This is a genomic window from Bifidobacterium sp. LH_743 (assembly GCF_056355775.1).
Genome location: NZ_JBKESZ010000005.1, coordinates 1 through 11,508 on the forward strand (window position 1 = coordinate 1; position 11,508 = coordinate 11,508).

At 59.6% G+C, this 11,508-nt stretch carries 9 protein-coding genes and 1 other RNA gene; 6 read left to right on the forward strand and 4 right to left on the reverse strand.

Annotated elements, in window-relative coordinates; genetic code table 11:
- Window positions 1–172: 172 nt before the first annotated feature.
- The gene (locus AC1ATL_RS07415) at window positions 173–1,771 is read right to left on the reverse strand and encodes a bifunctional folylpolyglutamate synthase/dihydrofolate synthase (RefSeq protein ID WP_476569723.1); all 1,599 of its coding nucleotides are present in this window, start codon (window positions 1,769–1,771) and stop codon (window positions 173–175) included.
- A gap of 155 nt (window positions 1,772–1,926) precedes the next feature.
- On the opposite strand from AC1ATL_RS07415, the gene AC1ATL_RS07420 reads away from it, so the two are divergent.
- From AC1ATL_RS07420 to AC1ATL_RS07445, 6 genes are all read left to right on the forward strand, one after another.
- Window positions 1,927–3,528, forward strand: coding sequence for an aminopeptidase P family protein (locus AC1ATL_RS07420; RefSeq protein ID WP_476569725.1), 1,602 nt, complete (start codon window positions 1,927–1,929; stop codon window positions 3,526–3,528).
- 9 nt (window positions 3,529–3,537) lie between these two features.
- On the forward strand, window positions 3,538–4,059 hold the full coding sequence (locus tag AC1ATL_RS07425; RefSeq protein WP_476569727.1) for an NUDIX hydrolase: 522 nt from the start codon (window positions 3,538–3,540) through the stop codon (window positions 4,057–4,059).
- Between the two features lie 182 nt (window positions 4,060–4,241).
- On the forward strand, window positions 4,242–5,444 hold the full coding sequence (locus AC1ATL_RS07430; RefSeq protein WP_476569729.1) for an ROK family transcriptional regulator: 1,203 nt from the start codon (window positions 4,242–4,244) through the stop codon (window positions 5,442–5,444).
- Between the two features lie 28 nt (window positions 5,445–5,472).
- Window positions 5,473–6,369 carry a carbohydrate kinase family protein gene (locus AC1ATL_RS07435; RefSeq protein WP_476569731.1) on the forward strand — a complete coding sequence of 299 codons (897 nt, stop codon included), beginning with the start codon at window positions 5,473–5,475 and terminating at the stop codon, window positions 6,367–6,369.
- Window positions 6,370–6,580: 211 nt separating this feature from the next.
- Window positions 6,581–6,977, forward strand: a transfer-messenger RNA (tmRNA) gene (gene ssrA, locus AC1ATL_RS07440).
- Window positions 6,978–7,137: 160 nt separating this feature from the next.
- Window positions 7,138–7,542, forward strand: a complete 405-nt coding sequence (locus tag AC1ATL_RS07445; RefSeq protein WP_476569733.1) for a pyridoxamine 5'-phosphate oxidase family protein — start codon at window positions 7,138–7,140, stop codon at window positions 7,540–7,542.
- Between the two features lie 90 nt (window positions 7,543–7,632).
- Here the strand turns inward: AC1ATL_RS07445 and AC1ATL_RS07450 are convergent, their stop codons facing one another.
- The 3 genes from AC1ATL_RS07450 to AC1ATL_RS07460 are packed head-to-tail and all read right to left on the reverse strand — an operon-like array spanning window position 7,633 to window position 11,495.
- Window positions 7,633–8,670 carry a cell division protein FtsQ/DivIB gene (locus AC1ATL_RS07450; RefSeq protein ID WP_476569735.1) on the reverse strand — a complete coding sequence of 346 codons (1,038 nt, stop codon included), beginning with the start codon at window positions 8,668–8,670 and terminating at the stop codon, window positions 7,633–7,635.
- Window positions 8,670–10,271, reverse strand: coding sequence for a UDP-N-acetylmuramate--L-alanine ligase (gene murC / locus AC1ATL_RS07455; protein WP_476569806.1), 1,602 nt, complete (start codon window positions 10,269–10,271; stop codon window positions 8,670–8,672). The genes AC1ATL_RS07450 and murC overlap by 1 nt, the downstream gene beginning before the upstream one ends.
- Before the next feature lie 42 nt (window positions 10,272–10,313).
- Window positions 10,314–11,495: a UDP-N-acetylglucosamine--N-acetylmuramyl-(pentapeptide) pyrophosphoryl-undecaprenol N-acetylglucosamine transferase gene (locus tag AC1ATL_RS07460; protein ID WP_476569737.1), complete on the reverse strand. Its 1,182-nt coding sequence runs from the start codon at window positions 11,493–11,495 to the stop codon at window positions 10,314–10,316.
- Window positions 11,496–11,508: the final 13 nt, after the last annotated feature.

Below are 11,508 nucleotides of genomic sequence, written 5' to 3' on the forward strand. Positions count from 1 at the left end.
TCGAGGGACGCACCCCGGAGGAGTTCCGGGGCATGTCCCTCGCGGTCTAGGGCTGTATCCTAATTAACAGCGTCCAACAATCGGGGCGCAGTTCAGATTTCGGAATCCAGCCCACAACCATATGCGGCTGAGGCCCTGTCTCACGCGTACGGGGAATCGCCGACGACCGCCGTCACTTCGCCGCGCCGTCCGAATCGTTTGTCTTATCCGATTCCGCGGCGTCTTTCAAGGTTTCCTCATCCGGTCCGACGCTACCGAAGTCGTTGATGTTGAAATCGGGATTAGCGTCAGATTCGAAATCCACGTCGGCCTCATCCTCGTCCTTGCGAGGCTCCGGCTCCACCGCCTCTTGGAACACACGCTCGGACTTCGGCTTCTTCAGGTCGGGATTAACCTTCTCCTCCAGCATGAGTCGCGCGTCTCCTGCGGTGGTGAAGCTACCGCAGATGAGCACGCCATGACCATAGCCGACGCCAAGCTCATCATCGGCATCGACCATGTTTACGGCTTCCTGGATGGCATCCGGCAGTTCCGGAATGCAGGTGACTCGTTCGGGGCCGAACACACGGTCCGCGATTTTCTTCAGGTCCTCGGCGGGCATCACACGGTCGCGCCACGAGTTCTCGGTGACGATCACCTGGCTCAGCAACGGCTCGAGCACGCCGAGATACTCTTCGACCTGCTTGTCCCCCATCATGGCAACGACGCCGACGAGCTGCTGGAAATCGTAGTTCTCCTCAATCGCCGCGCGCAGCGATTCGGCCGCGTTCACGTTGTGTCCACCGTCAAGGATGATGGTGGGAGACGTACGAATCTGCTCGATGCGTCCCGGAATCTTCACGCTGCTCAACGCCTCGGCCACCAAATCGCCGTCCAACGCGCCGTTGACGGGAATCACCACTTCCGCGGCGCACAGGGCCGCGAGCGCGTTATGCGCCTGATGCTCGCCGAATTTGTCGATCGGGACCTCCGTGTAGGTGCCGTTCGGCGTGCGCAGGGTCGCCACCTGTCCGCCGACCGCGGGAACGCGGGTGACGACTTCCGATTCGATGCCGTCGCGCACCAGATTGGCGTGGTTCTCCTTGGCCGCGGCCTCGATGATAGGCATGACCTCTTCCTCATGCGGCTGACGGCCGATTATGGCGGTGCAGCCAGGCTTGATGATGCCCACCTTTTCGGAGGCGATCTTTTCCACGGTGTCGCCGAGCCATGCCATATGGTCCATGTCTACCGGACCGATGATGGCCGCATCGGCGTCGAGCACGTTGGTGGCATCCCAACGGCCTCCCATGCCGACCTCCACGATGGCCACGTCGACCGGCGCGTCGGCGAATTTCCAGATGGCCATGGCGGTGAGCACTTCGAAGAAACTCATCTTCGGCTTGCCCAGTTCGTCCATTTTCATATCCACGATGGCGACGAGGTCCTTCACCTGGTCCCATGTATCGACGAAATCGTCATCGGACAGCTGCTGTCCGTCGATGGCGATGCGTTCGTTGACGTGCTCCAGATGGGGTGATGTGTACAGGCCGGTGCGCATGCCGTAGGACCGGCAGATGGCTTCGGTCATGCGCGCCGTGGAGCCCTTGCCGTTGGTGCCGGTGATGTGGATGACGCGGAACGACTGTTCGGGGTGTCCCATGATGTCGAGGATCATCTTCATGCGCAGCAGGTCGAGATTGGTGGTGTTGCGTTCCGATGGACGGCTCATGATGTCGCGTTCGACGTCGATCATGCTTTCGTTGTTGCGATTGGGATGTTCGAATGACATGCTTTCCTGTTCCTCCCGTACCTTTTCGGATGGCACGTTGACCTGTTTTGCTCTAATTGGATTGTAGAGGCTCACATGAACGTCGCACGCCGATGAAGGTTATAGGATAGGTTGCGTCAATCGCCGTACGGCGAAATGTATGTTCAGGAGATGCGATGAACGAAGTCATTACCGAAAAGGACAAGGAATACGAGAAGATGGAGCAGTCGTCCGCCCCGGGACCGGACCAGGCGATGGCCGACCGTGTGAACAACCGCTCGCTACGACCGCGTTCGGAGGCCTTCAAGAAGTTCATGGCCACCGGCTGGGATGATGACGAGCCGGAGGTCAAGCCGTTGGAATCCTCCAAGTACACACCGGCGCGTCTGGAAGCGCTGAGCAAGGCGTTCCCCGGAGAACGCATCGTGATTCCCGCGGGCCAGCCGAAGGTGCGCAACAACGATTGCGACTACGCGTTCCGCCCGGATACGACCTTCTCCTATTACACGGGTTTGGGAGAGGATTTCGAGGCCGGCGCGGTGTTGGTGCTGAATCCCGTCGACCCGGATTCGCCGGAAGCCAAGGCGGGCAAGACTCATGTGCCCGAACTGTTCGTAGCTCCGCGAGCGAACCATTACACGCAGGACTTCTTCATGGATGCCCACTACGGCGAATATTGGGTCGGACCCCGTGCCGGAGTGAAGGAAATGACCGCGATGACCGGCATCGAGACGAACGATATCGCCCAGCTGGCCGACGCGCTGGGCAAGGACGTCGGTACTGAGGCCGGCGCGGTGCGCGTGCGCGTGATCCGCGAGGCCGATCCGACAATCACCGCGATGGTGGAGGACATCCGTGAGGCGAATGGTTTCGCCGATCCGGACGGCAATGCCGCGGCCGATGACAAGCTGCATGAATTCGCCGCCGAGGCACGCATGTGCAAGGACGAGTACGAGGTCCGCGAGATGCGCAAGGCGATCGCGGCCACCAAGCATGGCTTCGACAACATTCTGCGCAAGTTGCCGTCCTCCTTGGGTAAGCCGCGTTCGGAACGTATGCTGGAAGGCGCGTTCAACGCGATTTCTCGCGAGGAGGGCAATGAAGTCGGTTACGACACCATCATCGCGTCCGGCGCACATGCGCCGATTCTGCATTGGATGCGCAACACGGGCACCGTGGAACCGGGCGAACTGCTGCTCATCGACGCCGGCGTGGAAGTCAACAGCCTCTACACCGCGGACATCACCCGCACGTTCCCAACCAACGGCAGATTCACCGATTTCCAGAAGAAGCTGTACCAGGCCGTGCTGGATTCCCAGCAGGCCGGTTTCGAAGCGGCCAAGCCGGGCGCCACGTATTCGGACATCCATCATGCCTGCATGCGCGTGATCGCCGAGCGTCTGCACGACTGGGGCATTCTGCCGGTCGATGTCGAGGAATCCCTCTCCCCCGAGGGCCAGCAGCATCGTCGTTGGCTCGCCTGTGGCGTGGCCCATCATCTGGGTCTTGACGTGCATGACTGTGCGCAGGCGCGATACGAGTCGTATCAGGGTGCCGCGATCCGTCCGGGCATGATTTTCACCATCGAGCCCGGCCTGTACTTCCGTGAGGATGATCTGATGATTCCGCCGGAGTACCGTGGCATTGGCATCCGCATCGAGGATGACGTGCTGATGACCGAGGATGGTCCGGAATGGCTGTCCGCCGGCATTCCGAAGCAGATCGGCGACGTTGAGGAATGGATGGCCGACATGGCCGCCGAAGGCAAGAAGGACTGAGGAGGCATCATGCCCACACCCGAATTCATACTCGACCTGCGCAAGAAAATAGGCCACGATCTGCTGTGGCTCATGGGCGTCTCCGGCTATGTCGAGGACGAGCAAGGACGCGTGTTGCTGGGACGGCGTTCCGACACCGGCGAATGGGCCATGGTGTATGGCATCAACGAGCCCGGTGAGGAACCGGCCGACACCGTGGCCCGTGAGGTCAAGGAGGAGACCGGAGTGGATGTGATCGTCACCGATCTGGTTTCGGTCAAATCGTCCACGAAGGTCCTCACCTACGCGAACGGCGACAGCACCATGTACATGGACCATCTGTTCATCTGCCGGCCGGATCCGAACGGCAATGCGGAACCGTTCGTCGGCGACGAGGAAAGCCTCAAGGTGGGATGGTTCCCACTTGACGCGTTGCCCGAGCCATTGGCCGCCACCACGGTGGAACGTATGGGCTATGTACGCGACTATCTGCGGCACAAGGCGTCCGGTGACTCCCATGCCCAGTTCGCGTTCCAAGGAACGATCCGCTGAACGCTCCGCCGGCGAAAAGCGAAAAGCCAAGGCATGGGCCGGCGCGCATGAAATCATTGCGCGTCGGCCCATGCCTTTTATCATGCGCGACACGCCGTGTGATTCAAGTTGCGTTAATTAATTAACGCCGTTAATATATCGGATAGTTCAGCAAACCGTGCACCGTCGCAAGGAGGTGGGTGATGAGTAGTTACAGCGATCAGCAGTCATCGATTTCGGAAAACAACCGCTCCCGCGTCCTGCAGTATCTGTACCACAATGGCATCTGCTCACGCGCGCAAATAGCCAAAGCCATCGGCCTGACACCCGCCGCCATCACCAAGATCACCGCCAAACTGCTGGCCCAGAACGTCATCGAGGAGACCGGCGACATGGAGGGCGACAAGAACCGCCGCTCCATCGGTCTGAATCTCAATTGCGCCAAATACCATATCGTCGGGGTGAAGTTCGCCCGCAGCCTGGTGCAGATCGCCGTTTTCGATCTGAAATGCAACCGCATCTTCATGACCGATCTGCCGACTGTCAACGAGGAGCATATCCCGGAAACCGTGGAATGCATCCGAAACACCGTGCGACGCCTTATCAAGGACGATTCCAGCATCGTGGCCGTCGGCATGGCCGTGCCGGGGCCGTATCTGAAGGATGAGGGACGCACCGCCCTGGTCTCCTCCATGCAGGGATGGCGTCAAATCAACTTCATCGAGGAGTTCAACGACGCATTCGACGTTCCCGTGTTCGTTGAGCAGGACGCACGGGCCGGCGCCTTGGCCCAGTTCCTGTTCAACCCGGAGCTGTCGAAGGGGACACTCGCCTATTACCTGCTCGGCGAGGGCATCGGCCTCGGCATCATCGACAACGGCGCCATCTACTACGGGGAACGCGGCACGGCCACGGAAATCGGCCACGTCTCCATCGATGTGAACGGCAAACCCTGCGATTGCGGCAACGTCGGCTGTCTTGAACGGTACTGCTCCGCCAACGCCATCCACGAAAAGCTCAACGCCAACCCCGATATCGTTCCTGGATGCGAATCAATGACGCACGCGCAGGCATGCTCCGCGCTTTTCGCCAAGGCGGACGCGGGAGACGCGGCCGCGATGACGCTGGTGCGCGACATCGCCCGATACATCGGATACGGCGCCGTCACCATCATCAACGCGTTCAATCCGACGTGCATCGTCCTTGGAGACATCGTCGCACAAGCCGGTCAGCCCCTGCTCGACGAAGTCGAACGTGTCGTGCTCGACAGGACGATTCCCGAAATCGGACACGATACACGAATTACCCTGTCCACCCTGCCCACCGACGCCACCGTCACTGGTGCCGCCGCTGTGGCGATCACCAATTTTCTGGAACATCCCTCGATGTTCTTTGACGTCGCATAGCACGCCATAGCCAAAGAAAGGAACCACCATGTCCAAGCCAATCGTCATCGCCCTCGGTGAAATCCTGTGGGATATGCTCCCCACCGGCAAGCGCGCCGGCGGCGCACCCGTCAATTTCGCCTACCACGCATCCCAGAACGGCGCGGAAAGCTACGCCATCAGCGCCGTCGGCAACGACGAGCTGGGCACCGAGCTGCTCGACGACGCGCACAAGGCCGGCATCAACACGCTGGTGCAGACCAACGAGTATCCGACCGGCACCGTTGCCGTGGCACTGACCAACGGCATCCCGGAATACACCATCGTGCAGAACGTGGCCTGGGACCACATCAGCTACACGGACGAGCTCGCTGAAGCCGTATCCAAGGCCGACGCCATCTGCTTCGGCACGTTGGGACTGCGTTCCAAGGAATCGCACGACACAATCATCGAACTGCTCAAGCACGCCAAGGACGGCGCACTGAAGTTCTTTGACATCAACCTGCGCGCCAACTTCTACTCCAAGGAGCTGATCGAGGAGCTACTGGGCTATGCCAACATCTTCAAGATCAACGATGACGAGCTCATCATGATGCGCGAGATGTTCTCCATCCCGGAAGGCAAGGATGAGGACGCCTGCAAGTGGTTCATGGATCATTTCGGTCTTGAGTACATCATCCTGACCGGCGGCGCAACCTTCAGCACCATCATCGCCAAGGACGGCGAAACCTCCACCCTGCTGACCCCGCACGTCGAGGTCGCCGACACCGTCGGCGCGGGCGACTCCTTCTCCGGCTCCTTCACCGGCAAGCTGCTGTCCGGCGCCTCCCTTAAGGAAGCGCATCGCGCGGCCGTGAACACCGCCGCCTATGTGTGCACCAAGGAAGGCGGCTGGCCGGTCTATCCGGCCGAAGGCGTTCCGGATTATCTCGCCTCCGCCAAGTAAGCAAAAGACTTTCTCTCCTTCTCATCATCGACTCCGCGTGTCGTCATCGGATGACACGCGGAATTTTTCTTTTCCTACCGACGATTCGTGGTGCCACTATGCTGGATGTCGCCACCACGAATCGCCATCAGCGTAAATTTGTGCCGACAAGCGAATCGTGGTATCTTGAAATGTCTGGTTGAAAAATCAGAAGTTTGATAATTCAATATTTGGGGATGATCGGTTTCGACGGTGACCTGTTCGTCGCAGGGAAGCGTGCCGAGAACGTAGGGTCCACTCGTGGATGCCCCCTACAAAAGAATAAGTGCTAAATCTAACCGCACTGAGTTCGCTCTCGCTGCCTGAGCTTCGCGCCAGGATTAACCAGTGAGCAGCCGCTCCGTTCACTCCTCCTCGTCTTTGGGAGGATGCTGAGCGTCGTTTAGAAGACTTGCTCCGCCGGTTGAGCCACAGGGCCGGTGAAGGACTTTTACTGTAGATATGCTCGCCATCAGTTGTCTGCGACATCGATGGGGGCAGAAAAACCGCCGTACGGCCAGCAGACTACGCACGTAGAAGACTGAGGGTTCGGCCATCGGACCGGGGTTCGATTCCCCGCATCTCCACCAGTGGAAAGCCGCCAGAAATGGTGGCTTTCCTTGTATTTTCAGCCTTTCACGTTCGGCGAAACGACGCGTGCCGCAATCATCGCCTCCGTATCATCGAAATAACATGTGACGTCTCCAATATCGCAGGCGTCGTCCGGCAACCACGAGAAGGAGCGGCATCATGGCGAATCTCACCACGGAAATGAAGGAATTCATCAACGACAACCTTGCCTGGGTATCCACCATCAGCAAGGACGGACATGTGGACCTCGGACCGAAGATGAGCACCTTCATCATCGACGACAACCACATCGGCTACCATGAACGCACCGCGGGACAGACGTACCGCAATCTGCTCGATGGCAGCGAACTGGTCATCGCCGTGGCCAATCTTGAACAGAGGAAGGGCTACCGCTTCCGCGGGAACGTCACCCTGCACTCCGATGATGCGATCTACGAGGAGCAGGTCGCAGTGGCGGAAAGCAAAGGCACGAAGAAGCCCATGACCATTCCCGTGCTGGAAATCACGGAGATCCAGGATCTGACTCCAGGAGCCACGGCCGGCAAAACCATCGTCAAGGACTGAGCGGAAGACCGCAGCGTTCTTTTCGCAAAGGGCATCATCCTTCATATAGGATGATGCCCTTTGCGTATTCTTGCAATTCCCCGGACGAATCTACTTGATGATCGGTCTCAACGGAGCGGACACGTCGACATTGTGCTTGTCTCCGATCACATTCGGATCATTGATGATCTTGTCCACTACGGCCTTCTTCAACTTCAGTTCAGAGGAATCGCCCCACACGATGACCTTGTCTCCCCCATTGAGTTCCGTCGTGATGGAATCCTGCGTCGCGGCGGTGACTTTGGTAATGGAGCCACGCATCGATTCCGGCAACGAGCTCAGAATCCTCAACGCCTCCTTGATGGGCCTTTTCGACAGGCTCACATCAACGTCCTGCACCTCGATGACGGGAATCCCCTCCACGGAAACGCCGCTGACGGAATTGAGCACACGCCCCTTGCTGTCGACCGCCGTCATGTGGTTCTCGCCGGTTTTCAGCATGGCCGCCGGCTTCTGCGCTTTGATGGTCACCTCAAGCGAATTCGGCAGATGCTTTTTCGACTCGGCCGACGTCACGCCGGGAATCGATTTGATCTGTTTTTCCACGGCGCTGTCCGACACAAGGAACAGCGACTTGCCTGATTGCTGTCTGGCGATGTCGAGCACCTGCGATTCGCTGACCCATTCATTGGCTCCGGTCACACTGATATCGCCCGGTTCCAAACGGAACACGGAAGAGAAGAACAGCAGCCAGATGACAGCGCCCAGAACCGCTGCAACGGCGATTCCCACAAGCGCGCGCATGGCGATGACGCGAGCGCCCGCTTTGCGGCGTTCCTTGAGACGTGCATTGAAATCGACCACTTTAGGACGCGTCATGACGCCAATCGTACCGGTGGTCTCCTGCAATGTCTTGGAAACCAAATCCTCGCTTCGCAAACGACGCGCATCCACAAAGCCTTCGGCCTTCGAATGGTTCACAGCGTCGGTCACGGTGGATCCGCCGGCAGCGGAATGTCCGACGACGGAGCGCTGTCCCGTTGAATGCCCTCCGACGCGCTCCGACGAAACCGACCGTCCGGCCCGCTTGCCGGACTGAGGTTTCGTTCCTTTCGAATCCTTGCCGGAGCTGATGACCCGTCGAGCCATCAGCCCTCGCAATCCCAACGGTGCGCTTCGAGCGCGTGCAGAATCACCTCGTCCATACGCGTGATGTCGCCTGCACCCACGGTGAAGATGACATCGCCATGGTGGGCGCGCATCACCATCATCTGAGCCGCCATCTGCATGTCCTCAACGCCGCGGATCCAATCGTCGGACGGGTCATGCGCAAGTTTCTTCGCCTCATCCACGATGGTCGCCGGAGTGACATCCGGAAAATCCTCCTGCTTTTCACGTGCGGGGAATATTCCGGTGACGATCACATCATCCGCCTTGGCCAACGCCTCGGCGAATTGCCGTGCGAAGAACTTCGTCCGGGAGAACAGATGCGGTTGGAAGATCACACGGATTCCGGACTGTGGATAGCGGCGACGGGCTGCATCCAGCAACGCCGCGATCTCAGTGGGATGATGCGCGTAATCGTCCACCAACGTCACCTGGCTGATGGTGCCGCGCACCTGGAACCTCCGTGCCGCGCCGAGGAACGACGTCACAGCGGCGGCGGCACGTTCGACATCCATGCCCAGCAATGCGGCCGCGATGATGGCGGCCGAAGCGTTGCGCGCATTGTGGATGCCCGGAACGGTGAGTGTCACCGGAACCCGTCGTTCATCATCGTCGAGCAGTCCTGCGGGGATATGCAAGGTGAAATGCTCCATACCGCTTTCCGCGGTTTCGCTTTCCGATTCGATACGCACCAATGTGGCGCCGTTCATATCTCCCAATTCGTCAGCGGTCTGCGTGGAATATACGATCGTATGGCCTGCGACCTGTGGATCAAGCGCGCGCAGCACGGCGATATTGCCCTCATCGTCACCGCACATGACCACGGCCTTGGTGGCGTGTCCGGCATGGTCCACAAACGCCGCGCGATAGTTGTCCTGCGTGCCGTAGTGGTCGAGATGGTCCGCTTCGGAATTGGTGATGATGGCAATCTGCGGATGGTACTTGGCGAAGCTACCGTCCGATTCATCCGCCTCGGCCACAAGCACGGCGCCCGTGCCCGCATGGCCGCCGTCCAGCGTGGCTCCATCCTTGCCTTGGATGGAGCCTCCGATGGCGTAGCTCGGATCGGCGAGCCCGCCTTCGCCGGCGTTCACAAGAATGTGCGACAGCATGGAGCTAGTCGTCGTCTTGCCGTGGGCGCCGGCGACCGTCACCGCACGCTTCGCATTCATCAACAACGCGAGGATGTCACTACGATGCACAATGCGTTCCCCGGCCTCATGCGCTGCAACAATCTCCGGATTATCCGGTTTGATTGCGCTGGAATACACGACAGTGCTCTTGCCTTCGACGTTCTGCGCCCGCTGGCCAAATTCGACGGTGATGCCCAGCCCCTGCAACCGTTCGGTTTTGGCACTCGGCTCACGATCCGAACCGTCGACTTCGACACCTTGCTCGTGCAGCATCTCGGCAAGCACGCTCATACCGGCTCCGCCAATGCCGATGAAATGGGTCGATCCCAAATCGTTCACGCCTTCATCGGGCGCGAACGACGCATGGGTGGGGTCAAGGACGATGGTACCGGCTTCACGCTGGTTGTCAGACACGATTGCTCCTCTTGAATTGTTTTCAACGTGTTCCATTATGGTCTCACCCATGGTCTCTCCCACGGATAGAATCCACGGTCATTCGTCTGGTTGTCCAATCAACGCGAGAACGCGTCTCGCCATGACTTCGGCGGCGTCGCGGATACCGTACTTCCAGGCGTTGGCCCCATAATCCGACAGGGTATGTGGGTCGGCAAGCAGCTTCGGCACGTGGTTGCGTACCCATTCCGGAGTGAAATCGGCATCCGCCACCATCAGTCCGCCTTGCGCGTCGACCACCGGTTGCGCATTGAAACGCTGCTCGCCGTTGCCGATCGGCAACGGCACGTAAATCGCAGGCAATCCCAACGCCGTCAATTCACTTACCGTACCGGCTCCGGACCGGCAGATAATCAAATCGGCGCAGGCGAATGCCAGATCGATGCGTTCCAGATACGGCGCGACGCGATAATCGCCATCCGACGCGTGGTCGGGACCAAGCTCGCCGAGCACCTGCTCCCCCGCGTTCACCGACACAAGGGAACGCACCTCGTCATCCTTGCCTTTGCCCGTCAGATGAATCACCTGGGCACGCGAGAGCAGTTCCTTGGCGGAAGCCGCCACGGCGCGGTTCACGTTCACCGCCCCCAGGGAGCCGCCGGTGACAACGACCAGCGGACGATCCGGATCGACGCCAAGCTGGGCCGCGGCCGTTTTGCGCGTGGCGATGCGATCATGTTCCAAATCGGATGCCAATTGCGCGATAGCAGGGCGCAAAGGCAATCCCACACGCTCCACCTCGACGCCCTTGCGCGGCTTCAGACCAGGTTGCGCGTAGGCTGCGCCGATCATGGACGCCCAACGCGCTCCCAACTTGTTGGCCATGCCGGCACGGGCGTTCTGCTCGTGAATGGCGATCGGAATACCCATTTTGTGTGCCGCCGCATATACGGGAGCGGATGTGTATCCGCCGAATCCGACGACAACCTGCGCCTGATGCCGCGTGAGAATGTCACGAACCTTGGCGGTTTCGGCCTTCCATTTTGCGGGGAACTGCAACACGGCCTTGTTGGGTCTGCGCGGGAATGGCACCTTCTCGATGGTCTCCAGTTCGAAGCCCGCCTGTGGAACGAGATCATGCTCCAGCCCGACGGCGGTGCCCACCACCGCGATGTCCGCATCCGGTTCAAGATCACGAATCACATGCGCCACGGCGAGCAACGGGTTGACATGACCCGCCGTACCGCCACCGGAAAGAACGATATGCTTTTGACTGCTCATAGTCCCCGAGCTT